Annotated in this window: 8 protein-coding genes; all 8 read left to right on the top strand. The window is 46.7% G+C overall.

The window, feature by feature from the left end; translation table 11 throughout:
- Window positions 1–371 precede the first annotated feature (371 nt).
- The 8 genes from QE382_RS18525 to QE382_RS18490 all read left to right on the top strand — a co-directional run bounded on the left by QE382_RS18525 (window position 372) and on the right by QE382_RS18490 (window position 17,835).
- Window positions 372–4,394, top strand: coding sequence for a hybrid sensor histidine kinase/response regulator transcription factor (locus QE382_RS18525; protein WP_307187226.1), 4,023 nt, complete (start codon window positions 372–374; stop codon window positions 4,392–4,394).
- A 172-nt stretch (window positions 4,395–4,566) separates the two neighbouring features.
- The gene (locus tag QE382_RS18520) at window positions 4,567–7,878 is read left to right on the top strand and encodes a SusC/RagA family TonB-linked outer membrane protein (protein ID WP_307187225.1); all 3,312 of its coding nucleotides are present in this window, start codon (window positions 4,567–4,569) and stop codon (window positions 7,876–7,878) included.
- 11 nt (window positions 7,879–7,889) lie between these two features.
- Window positions 7,890–9,677 (top strand): RagB/SusD family nutrient uptake outer membrane protein, encoded by a 1,788-nt coding sequence (locus tag QE382_RS18515; protein WP_307187224.1) that lies wholly within the window; start codon window positions 7,890–7,892, stop codon window positions 9,675–9,677.
- 35 nt (window positions 9,678–9,712) lie between these two features.
- Complete coding sequence (locus QE382_RS18510; RefSeq protein ID WP_307187223.1) at window positions 9,713–12,568, top strand: SusC/RagA family TonB-linked outer membrane protein; 2,856 nt, start codon at window positions 9,713–9,715, stop codon at window positions 12,566–12,568.
- An 11-nt stretch (window positions 12,569–12,579) separates the two neighbouring features.
- The gene (locus QE382_RS18505) at window positions 12,580–14,301 is read left to right on the top strand and encodes a RagB/SusD family nutrient uptake outer membrane protein (RefSeq protein WP_293937558.1); all 1,722 of its coding nucleotides are present in this window, start codon (window positions 12,580–12,582) and stop codon (window positions 14,299–14,301) included.
- A 146-nt stretch (window positions 14,302–14,447) separates the two neighbouring features.
- A complete protein-coding gene (locus tag QE382_RS18500) occupies window positions 14,448–15,770 on the top strand; it encodes a DUF1735 domain-containing protein (RefSeq protein WP_307187222.1) in 1,323 nt (440 codons plus the stop codon).
- Window positions 15,771–15,797: 27 nt separating this feature from the next.
- Entirely contained in the window at window positions 15,798–17,075 is a 1,278-nt protein-coding gene (locus QE382_RS18495) for a glycoside hydrolase family 26 protein (protein ID WP_307187221.1), read from the top strand.
- Between the two features lie 367 nt (window positions 17,076–17,442).
- A complete protein-coding gene (locus QE382_RS18490; protein ID WP_293937567.1) occupies window positions 17,443–17,835 on the top strand; it encodes a DoxX family protein in 393 nt (130 codons plus the stop codon).
- The last annotated feature ends 35 nt before the right edge of the window (window positions 17,836–17,870 follow it).

Genomic DNA, 17,870 nt, shown 5'->3' with positions numbered 1-17,870 from the left:
AAATTTTGTTTTATGCTATTATTTGCAATCTCTTTGTATACCCAATCGGGTATATTTATTTGTATTTAGTACTATTTATACGCATTCGGGTATAAAATTTAAGTCGGTTTATTCTTAATAAATAGTGTTGTTGGCCAACAGTTACATCCACAACAGGTAGCCGGTTAACGGACTTTCCGAAGTAAAGCCATTCACGTTGTCCAAAAAAAGTTTAATTTATACGATGTAATGGAATAAACGTATCTTTGACAATCCTAATGTGGAAAATAATTAATTAGCGTTTCCCCCTATTAAAAGTATTGGCTGAATTGAAACAAAGATCCTTTTTTTTGATGGTTTACTGTCGCCTTTTGTTTTCGCTGGCGATAATTATGCTGTGCACAAAAGCGGATGCGCAGGGAAAAAGCTATTTCTTTAACAATAGGGGCATCAAAAACGGTCTTTCCAATGGTCGGGTGATTGCTATGGCCGAAGACCAAAATGGTTTCATATGGTTTGGTACGGCTTCAGGATTGAATCGCTTCGACGGCTATGACTTTAAAGTTTTTCTACACAACGAGCAGGATAGCACCAGTATCAACGATAATTATATCGATAAAATAGTCAAAGGACCGCTCCATTCGCTATGGATCTATACACCAAAGGGCTGGAACAGATACAATGCAGCCAACGAACAATTTGAATCCAGGCCAAAACGTTGGCTCGCCCAGCTCGGTTTGCCGCACGAGTGGTTCAAGACAATCGTTACCGATAGCCGTGGGAATTTCTGGTTTATCTATCCGGGCGAAGGGATTTATAAATACCTCATCCGGGAGAAAAAGTCGCAGCTCTTAAATTCGCAAAACAGCAGCCGACCGCTTTACAGCAATGCGGTGTCATCACTTGCATTTGATTCCAGACAGCAGAGCTGGATAGTGTATGCAGATGGAACAGTCGACGTACGACGGGATTCGGATAATCAATTGGTCAGAAGGCTTCATGTGCCTGCAAGTAATGGCGAGCAAGGCTATCAACTTTTTATAGATGCACAGGATGATGCCTGGATCTATGTGCCCGGTAAGGCGAATGCAGTTTATTGGCTTTCTGCCGCAGATAACAGATGGCTGACACTGGATCGAAAAGTCGGTCAGCTTCAACTCAATAACGATATCGTTAACGGCATCGTGCAGGACGATAGGGGCAACATATGGATTGCTACAGATCACGGTGGAATTAACCTCGTTAATAAACAAAAGAGAACCATTAGTTATATCTCGAATGATTTTGGTACAAAAGAAATTTTGCCGGGAAATGCGATACAGTCGTTGTTAAAGGATGCGTCAGGAACAATCTGGATGGGGACCTTCAAAGCGGGAATTAATTCTTACAGCGAGACAAAGTCTTCGTTTCCGCAATACCGTCACGATCCGAATAACCTAAAGAGTTTACCTTTTGACGATGTGAATTGTTTTGCCGAGGATAGACGCGGCAATCTATGGATCGGTACCAATGGGCGGGGTTTACTCTATTACGATCGGGCAGCGAAAACGTTTACAAAATATCTGCAAACGGATAACGGAAGCGGCCCTTCAAGCAATATTATTGCGAGCTTATATGTAGACCGCGACAATAAGCTGTGGATCGGTACTTATTTCGGCGGCCTGAATAGTTACGACGGCCAGCGTTTTACCTACTATCGGCACGATAGCAAGCGTGCGGGAAGTTTATCGGAAGATAACGTTTGGGAGATATTTGAAGATCGCGAACGACGCTTATGGGTGGGGACATTAAACAAGGGACTGCAGCTTCTAGACCGGACAACGAATAGTTTTGTGGATTACCGCTACAATCATCCCTTTAACTTTTCGGTCAATGCCATCATGGAGGACCGGAATGGAAACCTGTGGGTAGGTGGTTCGGCCGGTATTGAACTGTATGATCGGAATCGAAAATTGTTGCAGCATTTTAGCTATCAGCAAGGTGCAGCAAATAGCTTGTGTAATACCACGGTACTGGATGTCATCGAGGATGCAAAGGGATTCATTTGGATAGCCACGCGGGACGGCCTGTCGATTTACGATCCGCAGCAGAAGAAGTTTTTCAAATACCACAAAGCCGATGGCTTGCCCCACCAGACCATCTTGCGCCTGATCATGGACCATCAGCACACCATCTGGGCAAGTACGCCCAACGGCCTGTCCAGGATCTCACCGCAGTATGTAAACGGTGGACTAAAATTATCCTTTCGGAATTACGACGAAACGGATGGATTGCAGGGCAATGTGTTCAATGACGACGCTGCATTTGTGACAAAAGCGGGTGAATTGATTTTTGGCGGCAGCAATGGGTTTAACCTGTTCTTTCCGCCCAATGACCCTATCCGGGGGCATCGTTATCCGTTGCTGTTTACTGACTTGCAGCTGTTCAATAACAGTGTGCGCGTGGGGGAGCAATATGATGGCAACCTGATTCTGTCGGAGAGTATATCCTCCACCCATAAACTGGCTTTAAAATACAATCAGAATGCGTTTGCTATCCAATTTGCAGCACTCAATTTTGTCAATGCCGGAAAAATAAACTACAGCTACCGGATGCAGGGGCTACATGACCAGTGGGTAAGTGTGGATGGGAACAGCCGAAAAATAAGTTTTACGGGATTAGCACCCGGAAAATATACGCTCGTGGTGCGTGCCGAAGAAAGTGGTGCTGCCGATCCAGTATACGCCAAGCTGGATATTGAGATTAGGCCTCCTTTTTGGGCGAGTGCCTGGGCATATGGTTTTTATGGCTTGGTCATCGTACTGGGACTGGTATGGGGGCGTTATCGGATCATCAGCCGTACCCGCCTGAAATTTAAGCAAGAACAGCAGGAACAGGAGCAGCTGCGTAGGCAGGAGCTGGATGCGATGAAGATCCACTTTTTTACCAATGTTAGCCATGAGCTTAAAACTCCGCTGTCCTTGATCCTGACACCAGTAGAAAAATTGTTGGATCAGCCTTATTCCGAAAATGAGCAACGGCAATTCAAATTGATCCACCGAAATGCTCGGCGCCTGCTCAATTTCGTTGATCAGCTGCTGGATTTCCGGAAACTGGAGCTTGGTGAGTTGCATCTGCATAAAAAGAACCTCCGGATTTTTGGGCTTTGTAAAGAGGTCTACGATTCATTTCTCGATCTGGCTGAAAAACGTCAGGTGCAGTTCGCCTTCGAAACCTTGGGCGAGGATGTTTGGGCAGCCCTGGATCCGGATAAAATGGAGCGCATACTCTTCAACCTGTTGACCAATGCCTTCAAATTTACACCCCAGGGGGGGCGTGTGACGCTCTCCGTTGATACGCAGTCTGGTGATCGACTCGAAATCCGCGTCAGCGATACGGGGATAGGTATTGCTGCCGATAGGTTGGAAAAGATCTTTGAACGTTTTTTTCAGAACGAACTGCCCAAACATATGATCAACCAGGGAAGTGGTATTGGACTGGCCATCAGCCGGGAGTTTGCCAAGCTGCATAAGGGTACCCTGCATGCTGAAAGCGAAGTCGGACAGGGAAGTACATTTGTGCTGCAATTGCCGTTGCAAGATATCCAGGATCGGAATGAAGCAGTGTCCGATGATGTACTAGCGGAAGACATAGGCTCCGCTCTTTCGATGCAAAAAACCGTACTGTTGGTGGAAGACAACGACGACTACCGCAGTTACATGAAGGAATTTCTCCAGCCGTATTTTCAGGTTATTGTGGCCTCCAACGGAAAGGAAGGCTGGCAGAAGGCCCTTGCAGAGCATCCCGATCTGATCGTCAGCGATCTCAATATGCCCGAAATGAATGGTGCGGAGCTCTGCCAGAAGATTAAGACAGACAAACGGACGGCTTTTATTCCTTTTATCCTGCTGACTGTCGTCAATTCCGAGCAGCGGCAGCTCCAGGCCCTCGAAATGGGAGCCAACGATTACATCACCAAGCCGTTCCGCATGGAAATGCTGGTTTCAAAAATGAAAAATCTACTCGCTCAGCAGGATCGCTTTAAGGAAACCTATCAAAAGCAGGTTTCAGTAGCCCCCAGTGAGCTGGACACGGCTTCACTCGATAATGAGTGGATCACAAAAGTGCTGGCCTACGTGGAGGCTAACATGGGCAATTCGAACCTCTCCGTGCAGGGACTTGGTGAGGCATTTGCCTTGGGCAGAGCGACCTTGTACCGGCGGATTTTTGACTTGACCGGCAAAACACCAGTGGAATTTATCCGGAGCATCCGTTTGCAACGGGCGCAGCATATGCTCGAGACCGGACAGTGGTCTATCGCTGAAATTGCCTACCAAGTGGGCTTTACTGATCCCAAATATTTCACCAAAGTTTTTCGTGAAGAATGCGGGATTACACCATCTGCCTATCAGGAAAAACACCGCCAGAAGCTTTAAAAGGGGAGAAGTGAAACATTTTTCCCCCTATATTCTGCGAAAATTCATCCCTCAAGCATAGCCAATATCCTAATTTTGATGCAATGCTGTAACCAATTTATTGATTGACCACTCAGGTTACCGTAAGGGAAATAATTTCAAAATTATAAACGAACTGATAAATATGATTTGTTTGTCCACTGACAGTCATTCGACTTGTCTTGAACGCTCGACAGTACATTTTTCTAAAAAGGTAGCCTTTTTAGGGATATTTATGGCGTCCATCACCTGCATGGCTCATGCGCAAACCCGCATTTCTGGAAATGTGGTGGATGAGCAGCGGCGTCCGCTGACTGGCGTTAATGTCAGCGTCAAAAATTCGAATAATGTGACACTGACTAATGTCACGGGGGATTATTCGATAAAAGCACTTCCCACCGATACACTTATCTATACGTTCGTCGGTTACTTGCCGCAACGTAGGGTCGTAGGCGAGCTGAAGGCCATCAACATCCAATTGTATAAAGATAATATTCAGATGGAGCAGGTGGTGGTTGTCGGCTATGGTAAACAGAAGCAACCGACCGTGACAGGTTCTGTCAGTGTGGTAGCAGGTAAAGATCTGGTACAAACGCCGGTAGCCAATGTCAGTAATATGCTGGTCGGTATGGCGCCGGGTATCACTGGGATACAGAACAGCGGCGAACCAGGGCAGAATGCAACGACTTTGCGCATCCGCGGAATATCGACCTTAAATGGGTCCAATCCGCTTGTCGTTATCGACGGTGTGCAGCAGCCTGCGGAAAATCCATTTACCATGTTGAACGCCATTGATGCCAACGATATTGAGAACGTCAGTATCTTAAAGGATGCCTCGGCGACAGCGGTATACGGTATCCGTGGCGCTAATGGCGTGATTATCGTTACCACTAAGCGGGGCCGCTCGGGAAGACCTGCTTTTAGTTTCTCGGCCAACACGGGGTTTACGCGCGCAACATCGCTCATGGGCATGACCAATTCGCATGACTTTGCTTCCAGCAGAAATGAATCGATCCGAAAACTGGATGCTTCAGGAAACGGTTCGTATAATAATATGTTGTTTTCGGAAGATGAGCTTTGGAAGTTTAAAAACAACCGCGATTATACAGCTGCAGAAATTGCAGCCATGCCACTCAACGAGCAACAGAAGCAGCAGCTGCAAAACAGTCCGGCACTGTATTACACCAGTCACGATTGGTACAAAGAACTCTTCAATGGCACGGGACGTCAAAATCAATACAACTTAAATGTTTCGGGAGGCAGCGAACGATTTAAATATGCCAGTTCGATCGGATATTTTGATCAGACGAGTATTCTGAACTATACAAAAATAGCCGGAGCAGATGTGGATCCAAAATTCTCTAGATACACTTTCCGTAATAATTTCGATATTGAGGTGGTCAAAAATCTGGATATCAGTGTCAACATCAGCGGCCAATTCCTAAAGAACAAAATTGCCAACCCCAAGTCGGATAATTTTAGTAACGTGCAGGGATCTGACCTGGCATCGCGTTATCAGGCGATATTGCTCGACCTCAAACATGGGCCTTTTATTTCGCCCGGAATCGTTGATGGCCGCATCGTACTAAACTTTCTCGGAGCCGACGGTAGCCCAACGAACCCCATCGGGACGGTGAGAGGAGGAAATGGTGGTTTTCCAAGCCAGGTCATTAATCCGCTCAATCTTGTAACGCGCGGCTACGGCGTCACACAGGGAACCAACCTCAGTGCGCAGACGGTGCTGAAGCATAAAATGGACTATCTGACGCGTGGTCTTAAATCCCATTTCACGGTGGCTTACGACGATAATTATGCAAAAGGATATACCGTGACGCCAGGCGTGCCGACTTATTCGGCTTACCGAAATCCACAAAACCCGACAGAAATCGTCTACATCGGGGGCATGGTCAGTACCGACAATAGTCTCACCGACTACCTATTCAATTCCAGTTTTAGAAAAATGTATTATGAAGCTGGCGTAGACTACAACCGCGACTTTGGAAAGCATAATGTATCGGGTCTCGTCTTGGCGAATGCCCAAAAATACATTGATAACAACCTAGCTTTTAATACACCTTCGGGTTTAATGAGCTTAGTTGGGCGTGCTACCTATAACTATGCCGAACGCTATTTGGCCGAGGTGAATATGGCCTACAATGGGACCGAACAGTTTGCTCCCGGTAAGCGTTTTGGCTTCTTTCCCGCTTTCTCTGCGGGCTGGATTATCTCCAAAGAGTCTTTCTTGCAAGACAACAGCTTTTTGAGCTTTGCCAAGATCAGAGCCTCCTATGGTGAGGTCGGTAACGATCAGACCACTGCCAGACGTTACCTTTACCTGCCGAACTCGTGGAATTTGGCAGATCAAAACAATGGCTATTATTTTGGAAGCACAGATGGGTCGGCAACAAACCCACACATTCCGGGGGCTATTGAATCTTCGGTCGGAAATCCGCTGCTGATCTGGGAGCGGGCAAAAAAGAGCAACGTACAGCTTGATCTGAAATTTTTCAGTGATAAATTATCCTTCTCAGGGACTTATTTTAATGAAAAACGTTCCGACATCCTTGTTCAGCCGAGCATTATTCCTGCCAATTTAGGGGTTGATCGCATACCGGTATCCAACTTAGGTCGGGTAAGCAATAGCGGCTGGGAGTTTGAATTGGGCTGGGACGATAAGTTAAGCGAAGACTTTACCTACTTCTTAAAAGGAAATTTCTCCTATGCACGCAATAAAATAGATTACATGGCCGAAGCGGCTTTCCCATATCCTTGGATGAACCAAACGGGATACATGATCGGCCAGCCAAAGGGATTGGTCGCGGATGGGTTTTACAACAATGCTGCCGAACTGGCCAACCGTCCTTACAATAGCTTTAGCAATCTGGTGGATGTTGGCGACCTACGCTATAAGGACATCAATGGCGATGGTATTATCGATAACAACGATATGATCCCAATTGGCTATCCTTCTTTTCCGCTGATCTCGTACAACTTCCGTTTGGGTGTGACCTACAAGGGCTGGGACTTAAATACACTATTTATCGGTACCGCAAAAGGCTCTTATGATATCAGTAACACCTACTACGGCGGCAATCGTATCGTAGAGGAAGTTAATAGTGGCAGATGGACGCAGGAAAAATATGAAAGTGGACAGGAGATCCTTTACCCGGCACTAAATGCTATTGACGGTGTATCCCAAGCCTCGAAAATAAGGAGTACATTCTGGCTGCGCTCAACAGACTTTTTGCGCTTAAAAAATGCTTCTGTAGGCTATACCGTCCGCGACAGCAAACTCTTGCAGCGTGTCGGGCTAAGCGCCGTGCGGGTGTATGCCAGTGGTAATAACCTCGTCACCTGGACCAAGCTCGTGAAAGGGATAGATCCCGAGTCGACTAGTCAGAATAGCAACGGCTATATATTCCCGCTTGTGAGAACATACAACCTGGGTGTGAACATTTCATTTTAAAACTTACAGATATGATCGATATAATACAACGCTATTGGCAAAAGGCTTTGTTTGCTTCCATGTCCATGGTGATCTTGGGAAGCAGTATATCTTGCCAAAAAGATTTTTTGCAGGTCCCTCCCGGGGGTAATCCGACGGTGGATACAATTTTTAACCAGTCCGCCAACGCTTATAATGCCATTGCAGGTGCCTATTTTGCCTCTTTGCGCCAGGGTCTGAACTGGAACGGCTATTATTCACCGAGCACCGATGATCAGCTGGCGGGCAGTCAGGCTTTTTGGGTGCAGATCCCCGGCAGTGTGGCGGCGGTATCTATTCTTGGCGGTGGCTTTACCCCCAATTCAAATAGCCAGGACATGGGATCCAATGGTGGTTACGGCAACGACGGTTACACCGACAACTTTCAGGCGATCCGCAAAGCGTACCTCGTCAAGGAAAATATCGGCCGGGTGCCTGATATGAGCGACTCGGATAAGAAAATCGTACAGGCCGAAATGCAGGCGCTGGTCGCTTACCGCTATACGCAAATGTTTATCATGTATGGTGGGGTACCGATAATCTCCAAAAGTTTTCCACTGACTTCCTTAAACAATCTGGAAGAACTGGCCATCCAGCGCGCGCCGATAAAAAATGTATTGGACAGTATTGTAAGCTGGTGTGATCAGTCTGCGGCCATCTTACCTTCGCGCTGGGCAGATAATTCACTGGGCAGGATGACCAAGTCGGCAGCATTGGCAATTAAAGCAAAAGCTTTGCTCTATGCGGCGCGTCCATTATTCAATAATGCAACACCTTATCTACAGTTGGGGGCAAACAATGCGCTGATCTGTTTTGGGAACAATGATCCACAACGTTGGAATGTTGCGCTCGAAGCCAGTGAAGCCCTGATCAAAGAAGCCGAAGGGGCGGGGGGATTGCGTATTATCAATACGGGAAATCCGCTGGCTGACTACGGTACAGCTACTTCCACACCAAGCAACCGGGAAGTAATCTTAGCGTTCAAACAACAGGTGCCATCGTCTGGTGGTGCTGGTCCATACAATATTTTTAATGTTGTCAATTTTCATTATCAGGCCAATGGAGCCGTGTTGTCGAGCAGTATGCTGGAAAACTACTACAAGGCAGACGGCACAGAGCAGAGCTGGCCAGGGGTAGGTCAGACGGCTCCGTTTTCGGAATACCTTACCAAGTTTAAGGAGATGGAACCACGCATGCGCGCTGATTTCAACGGTTGGGAAATGCAGGCCGACAACAACCCCGGCGATCCCATCTGGCACATGAACGAGCATTATAAGGACGTCAACCATTTCGGTGCCGGACAGCCGACCAAGTTTTACTATAAAGCAGGGCGTCGTGAATGGTTCGACTTTCCGATTTTCCGTCTGGCGGCATATTATTTAAGTTCGGCAGAAGCATATAACGAAATGGGGCAACCTGTTGCAGCCCTCAGCCGCCTTAATGTAATCCATCAGCGTGCAGGACTACCGGCTGTTACTGAAACCAATAAAGATAAACTGCGCAAAATCATCCAACGGGAATGGGCGATTGAGTTTATCCAGGAAAAATACCGGTTTAACGACCTGAAACATTGGAAGGATAGCCAGATCGACAAGGGTATCATCGGTGGACCGATCCGTTTTCTGGTTTTTAATAACGGTGGTGACGCTTTGCCTTCGGGAAATACCAATTTTGGAAATGCGGTACGTTATAATGGGTTTTGGCATCCGAGGCAATTGTTAAATCCTTTCCCACAAGGTGAGGTAAACAAAGGTTATCTGATCCAGAATCCGGGCTATTAATTGATAAGACTGACCCTATTAGAAGACTTTAAACTATGAATACCTATTCAATGATAAAAAAGGCTACCGCCTTACTTTTTGCCGTTTGGTCGGGAAGCACATCCTTGATGGCGCAGCAACCGGGCGAATGGATTGCTCCGGATTCTACCGACAGCCAAAAAGTAAAAAATTATGCTACAGTACGTGGACAGGAACTGGAAAAGATACCTGTGGCAAACTTAACCAATACCTTATATGGACATCTGAATGGATTGATGGTAGGCCAAACCAATGGACAGCCGGGATACGATCAGGCAACACTCCTAATGCGGGGAAGAGCAACGTACGATCAGGCTGTCCTGGTCTGTTACGTGGATGGATTTCAGGTGGATATATCGTTCTATTTTCAATACCTTGCCGCCGGTGAGATCGCAAGTGTGACCATCTTGAAAGATCCGGTGAGTCTAGCCACATTTGGCATGAAAGGCGCCAATGGCGTGTTGTGGGTGACGACAAAACGGGCCAATACCGATACGTTTCGCATTGATGCGCAGGTAATATCTGGCATTCAGCAGGCTGTCAAGATCAGGAAGCCTTACGACGCTTATCAGTACGCCAATCTATACAATCAGGCCATCAGTAACGATGCCTATGCGCTCAATGGCAACCGCTTTCAATGGTCTCCGGTCTACAGCGATCAAGCCCTACAGCAGTACAAAGATGGATCCGGTACCAATGTGGACTGGCTCAACGAGTCGCTGCGAAATAACGGCCGCTACACCAATACCTATGTCAATATGCAGGGCGGCATGAAGGAGGTGGCTAAATATAACCTCTACCTGGATTATATGGATCAAACGGGACTCTTTAATATCCCGGGTGGCGCTGAAGCAAGCCGCAATACAGGCCTCAAAAGGTATAATCTACGCTCGAATGTGGACCTGAAGTTCTTTAAAATCTTTACTGGAAAGATTGATCTGGGCGGGCGTATCGAAAGTTATAGCCAGCCCTTTAGCAACAACACGTACGACAATGCGCAGAATTTTTGGAAGCGGCTGACGACTTACCCCAATAATATCTATCCCGTGCGCGATGCGCTGACAGGACAATGGTCGGGTAATGCACTTTATCCAAATAATCCGGTTGCGGAACTGAATGCCTTGGGTATGTATGCTTCGCATGACCGTACATTACAGGGAAACTTTAGCCTGCGCGAAGATCTGAGCTTCCTGACAGAAGGCTTGTACCTTGAACAGGCGGTTTCTTTTAACACCTGGTCGCGTGTGATCCAGAATAAAACCGCTACCTATGCCCGTTATTACGAAGGTAAACAGGCGACCGCCGATCAGAATACACCGATAGTTTTCGGAACCAACACCCCTTATGGGCAGTTGACCTGGCGGCAGTCCAACCTTTCGGCTGGATATAAAAGGCAGTTCGGTAAACATCATATTAACGCCGTGGTCAATTACTATGCAAGCGATATGATCCCCGATGCCAATGAGGATGCGTCAAAAATTGCTTACCACTATCAGCAGATTTCTGGAAGGGCATCTTATGCTTATCAGGAGAAATACTTCGCCGAACTCGGCTGGGGATACAGCGGATCGGATGCTTATGCACCGGGAAACCGCTGGAAATTGTATCCTGCAGCATCTTTAAGCTGGGTACTATCGGAAGAGGATTTCCTCAAAGATAATCCGGTGATCAACTATGCCAAGCTGCGCATCGCCGCGGGAAAGACCGGCAACGACCAGACACTGCAGGGTAGATACCTCTATCAGCAGTATTATCGTTTCCTCCCTGGCAGTGTAACGGGCAACAATAGTCTGTCTTTTAATGGTGGACTGGGATTAGGCCGTCTGGCTACGCCAGATATTACCGCTGAGCAAAGCATGAAATACGAACTGGGACTGGATATGCGGCTACTTAAAAATCTTGATTTTCAGGCGACTTGGTTTAGCGATCGCAGATCGGGCATCATTACACGAAACAACCTCATAGCGGGCTACCTGGGCTATACCGGCGCAGATATGTTGCCGCTTCAGAATATTGGTAAGGTGAACAATGAAGGGATTGAACTGGGGCTGAGTTATCAGGAGCAGATCGGGGCGCTGCAGCTGAACCTAGGTATGATGGCGACCTATGCGAAAAACAAGATCGTTTATCAGGCCGAGATACCCAATAAAAATGCCTTCTCCAATACAACTGGGCGTGCTATCGGTACACCTATGGGGCTGGTGGCGGACGGCTTCTACCAATTTGAGGATTTTAACGCCGATGGCAGCCTGAAAGATGGACTCGCCAAACCAAGCTTTGGTCCGGTGCAACCGGGGGATCTGAAATACAAAGATCTGGACCAGAATGGCTTTGTCGACCAAAGCGATGTGACAGCTATTGGCAAACCGGCCTATCCTAAATGGTATTATGCATTCAACCTGGGCCTAGCGTACAAAGGCATTGATCTATCGGCTTTATTTCAAGGAGCAGCAGGTATGGATATTAATTTATTGGGCGCCGCTTACAATCAGGTGGTCCCTTTTGTGGGAAACACGACAATTTATCCCATTGCCGGAAATGCTTGGGCTTATTATCCAACGGAAGGCATTGATACCCGCAACAGCGCAACGTTTCCGCGGTTAACGACGCAGAGCAATGCGAACAACTATACCAATTCAACCTTTTGGATGAAAAATGGAGACTTCCTCAAGTTGAGGTCGCTGCAGGTCGGGTATACCTTACCATCCGCTGTATCGGAGAAATTGCACATGCAGAAGTTCAGGGTGTTCCTGACCGCTGTTAATCCATTTGTCTGGTCTTCATTCTACCGGAAATACCAAATGGACCCGGAGACACCTGCGGGCTATCCGGCGCTGAAATCTTATAATCTAGGAATTTCATTTACCTTTTAATTGTTTATCCCATGTATTTACGTGATCATATAACCACCAAAATAGCAATTGCGATAGCAGTGCTTAGTCTCTCGGGCTGTGGGAAGTCGTTTTTGGATACGCGTCTCGACACGCAGCCCACCGAGCATAATATCGATGGCAACTACGCAAGTCTGATGCAGCTGGCCAATACACCCTATGCTTATCTGTCCCAGCGAAACGAATTTGCGGCGCTGGACGGAAATCTCTTTGCTGCGGCTACCGATGAAGCCCAGCAGACCAATACTATAGGAGACGTTTACTTGTTTAATAATGGCAACTGGGGCGCGTTTAATAATCCCGACGATCGTTACAATATGTATTATTCGGGCATCTATGCCGCAAATTATTTTTTGGAATACATCGACAAAAAAGGGGGTGACTACAAAGCTTTACTTGCTGTCAACCGCGATACCATCACGCAAGAATCGCGTACTAAGTACCTGAACGATGTAGCCTCCATGGGCTGGTCAATAGCTGAAGCACACGTGCTTCGGGCATACTATTATTTTGAGCTGATCAAGCGCTATGGCGGCGTGCCTTTATTGACCAAAACGTTTAGCGTGAATGAGAAGCCAGCTATTGCTGCTTCTTCGTTTCAGGAGGTCGTCGAATATATCGTGACATCTGTCGATAGCCACGTAAAAGACCTGCAGCCAAACTGGAAAACCTCACAATTTACAAATCTGGATGGCCGCTTTAATCAGGGTGCTGCGCTTATGCTGAAAGCGCGTGTGCTGCTCTATGCCGCCAGTCCGCTGCATAATCCGGGTAATGATATTGCCAAATGGCAACGTGCTGCAAAAGCTGCTGCGGAGGCATTGCAATTTGCCGATCGCATGGATGATGCAGGTGGAAAAAATGCGCTCGACAACAATTATAGAAATTATTTTCTTGGCAACAATACGCTAAATAGTGCCGAAACCATTATGGCGATCCGCTACACGGCCAGCAACGATCTCGAGCGTGCAAATTATCCGATTGCCACACCCGGCGGATTGAGTGGAGTTACACCGAGCGAGAATCTGGTGTCGGCCTACGAAAAGCTGGACAACTATTCAGCGAGTAAGCCTTATGATAATCGGGATCCACGTCTCGGCTATACGGTCGTGGTGAATGGAAGTGAGTGGAACAACCGTACGATCGATCAGACAGCCGGCGGAACGGATGATAGGAGACGTGCCAACGCGAGTAGAACGGGGTATTACCTGAAGAAATTTGTTAATGACAATGTCAATCTGGTCAATAACGCAACCAATCCGCACAACTGGCCACTGTTCCGCTACGGCGATCTGCTGCTGATCTATGCGGAGGCAATGAATGAAGCTTATGGCCCCGATCAAGCCAATGGCTGGGGGCTTACTGCCCGGGAGGCAATTAATAAGTTAAGAGCCCGTCCGGGGGTCGATATGCCAGCGGTGCAGGCCAGCGGCAAAGCGGAGTTGCGTACAGCGATCAAACACGAACGTCAAGTGGAGCTAGCCTTTGAAAATCACCGCTATTGGGATTTGATCCGTTGGGGCGATGCCGCCACCGTATTGAATAAACCGATCTATGGTGTTACCGTAACAAAAACAACTTCTGGTACGCTGCAATACGAAACGAGACAAGTTCAAAATAGGGTTTTCATAGCGCCAAAGATGAACTTCTATCCTTTTCCGCAAGCGGAAATCCATATCAGCGGCGGGACACTAGTCCAAAATCCAGGCTGGTAATAGAAAAGCAAGCAAGCAAGCAAGCAAGCAAGCAAGCAAGCAAGCAAGCAAGCAAGCAAGCAAGCAAGCAAGCAAGCAAGCAAGCAAGCAAGCAAGGTTATGGGAGTTTATTAACTAGTTGAAAAAACAAAAAGAGGAGTGAACAGATGAATCTACTCAATTATAAGAACAACATGTACAGGATATTCAGTGTCTGGGCTATGGCCTTGACTCTGGCGGCCTGTCAAAAGGATGATTCGGCAAAGGAATATGGCGATTCGCTCATTTACATGCCACAGAGCGTTAATTTTTCCATGGGATCAAACGCGATCTATCCCGTCCCGGGATCATCCAATGGGATCAGTCCAACGGGAATGAACTATACCGTCGATGAACAATCCAACAAAACAAAGATCCTATTAGGTGCATCCGTATCCGGGACAGCGAAAGGCGCTTTTAGCGTTGACGTTAAAGCGAATACAGATACCGTAGAGCAGTTGTTAAAGCAGGGGACCCTTGGCGCGGATTACAAGGCACTTCCGACCAAAAACTACCGCTTGCCCAATCGACTGGATGTGCCGGAGAATGGGTCTGCAACCTTTTATCTGGAAGTGGACAACAGTGTTATTACAGACCCGGATAATTTTGGTAAACATTTGGTTGTAGCGGTACAGATTGCCAATCCAAGCCGTTATACCTTGGATCAAAAACGAGCAACTACTGTGGTGGATATCAATATTGCAGGCCTGTTTCCGTCTGCAAATACAACATCGGAGATCAATGTAACGCCGGGCGCTACCATCACCATCGCTGGACAGAATCTCGACAAAGTGACCGCTTTGAAGTTTTCCAACAGCGAAACGGCAATTCCTATCCTTGCACAGTCTGCAAATAGTCTACAGGTGAAAGTGCCTGAGATGGGTGGCATCCCGCGCTCAACGATCGATTTAGTGACACCATTTGGAACAACAAAGAGTGCATTTGAATTGGTCAATTTAAATCTTGCCCTGCAGGTGTTTACAGATACTTATGGTGCCAATATCGGAGCCAATAAAGATGGCGACGATTACGGATCTAGTCAATCAATATCCACCAGCGTCTTTAAACGGGGAACCTCTTCGTTGGCAATTAAATATGCAGCAAATAATTACTCGCCCGGCGGACTGGTCAATACGGTTGGTTTTGAAGATAAAGGTTATAACTACATTACGTTCTGGGCGAAAGGAACGACTTCCGGTGCTGGGAATGAAGGGATACAAATGGCTTTAATGGGCGACGGAATGCCGGATGGCTATGGAAATGATTTTGCCGGAGTGGGGATTATCGTCACAAAAGAGTGGACCTATTATAAAATTCCAATCGGCAAAGGTGCCGCTAAACCGATGTGGAGTAAAGGAACGACCTTCCGAAAATTCGGATGGCGATTGAATAACTGGAATGTTCCGCAGGATGAAACAATCTATTTTGATGACATTCTATTTGTAAAATAAAAATTAACGCATAAAACTGATATCATAATGATGGCTAAAAAATCTTATTTATTGCTCTTAACACTTTGTTTTTACTTGTGCTGCTGCTCAAAAAACAATGCCGAAATTATTAACGGATCTGCTGAGATTCAATCGCTGGATGCGGCATTTATGCAAGTGTCAAAAGCTGCCGTTGCAGGAACTACGTACGAGGCAGAGGTGTATCTTCCGTATGCTGGTGGTAATGGAGCAGCCTTTGAAAATGGAGCGTCCATCGCCTCAACCGGTGTCTTGGGCTTGACAGCGACCTTGCAGCAGGGGCGTTTGGAAAAAGGATATGGCTCATTGCTATATAAAATAAGTGGTGTCCCGGCACAGGCGGGGACAGCATCTTTTGCTCTAACTTTTGGTGGTAAATCGAGTGTTGTTGCGCTCGAAGTCAATCAAAAAGCTGATGCTAGCTTGCTTTACTGGGGATTCTTTGATGATTCGGGGACGCCGATGTCTTTCTACAACGGCTTTGGTAAGAACCCGAGTATGGCCATGATGTTTAATGGCTGGACTGCGGATGGTAGTCGCGAGTTTCCTTCGGCATTTTGCCAGGAAGCTTCCGCAGCGGGCTATGTACCACACGTAACCTGGGAACCCATGATGGGCCTCGATGAATTGATGTCCGGAAAATACGATAACGACATCAAACGCTATGGGGAAGCATTGGCCAAATTTGGTAAGCCGGTCGTACTGCGATTTGCGCACGAATTTAATGGGGACTGGTATCCCTGGAGCATGCAGAATGATCAAGTGGTACCCGTAGCTACTTATATCAAAGCCTTTCGCTATGTGCACGATAAGGTGCGTGCGGCAGGCGGTACAAATGCACGTTGGGCCTGGGCACCTAATAATGCCAATGGCAATAAAAATCCGCAATCGGTAGAATCCTACTATCCGGGTGATGACTATGTGGATTTGATCGGTATGGACGGATACAATTTTGGGACCTCTCAGAGCTGGTCTACCTGGCAGTCCTTTGCACAGGTTTTTGGTCCACTTTATAACAAGCTAACTACTGCTTTCCCCAACAAACCTATTTTTATTGCTGAAATGGGCTGCTCATCGACAGGCGGTGATAAAGCCGCATGGATCAACGATATGTTTGTCCAGCTGGAAACGCAGTTTCCAAAAATAAAAAGTTTTGTATGGTTTAATATCAACAAGGAAACAGACTGGCGCTTTACCAACGGACAGGATGCGATAGATGCATTTAAAAACGGCCTAAGTAATGCTAGGGTAGGGGTAGACCCAACACTGGGTGGTGTGATCCAGTAATGAATTGACATCAATAGGAATTACGATGAACTTATTTAAACCCTTCCATTAGCGGTAAGAGTTTAGGTGTTAAGATGATGATCGATTTGTATTCCTATACAGATAGGCTGTTTTTGGTTTTAAAGAGGTGCCGACTGCATTTAATTTATTTCTTTGAAAACGATTGAGTAACGGGAAGTGTTTATTGCTTGACATCGATTCGGTCTATAGGAGACGCTGCCCAATGTGGCAGATTTCCCTATGTCTATCTATTAAAGCGGATTTCCTTATAACGGATAGTCCGCTTTTTTCTTCGACTGAATACTTCTTTTTTCAGCATGGAAAAACAATTCCATTAAGATAGCTGTACTCTATAAAAATTTAAAAGATGAAGGATAAATCGCAAATGCAGAAAATTGCACGGTATGGTTTAGGTGCATTTTTAGTTGTGGCGGGAATTGGACACCTGACATTTTCTCGTAAAGAATTTCGGGCTCAAGTGCCAGATTGGGTGCCGATCTCCAAAGACGACACCGTTGTATATTCTGGTTACGCTGAAATTGCCCTGGGGGCAGCACTCATACTGGCGCCTGCTAAACAGCGGTCGAAGGTTGGAAAAATTGCTGCTGCTTTTTTTACGGCTGTATTTCCTGGAAATATTGCGCAATATACCGATCGCCGTGATGGATTTGGTTTGGATACGGACGGTAAACGCCTGGCACGCTTATTTTTTCAGCCGGTGCTGGTAGCATGGGCATTAAAAAGCACAAGCGATACATAAATTCGAACAGTCTATAGCAGATCATTATTTATGGC

The organism is Sphingobacterium zeae (assembly GCF_030818895.1).
In the GTDB taxonomy this organism is placed as follows: Bacteria; Bacteroidota; Bacteroidia; order Sphingobacteriales; family Sphingobacteriaceae; genus Sphingobacterium; species Sphingobacterium zeae.
This window is presented reverse-complemented; position numbering and strand designations above follow the sequence as displayed.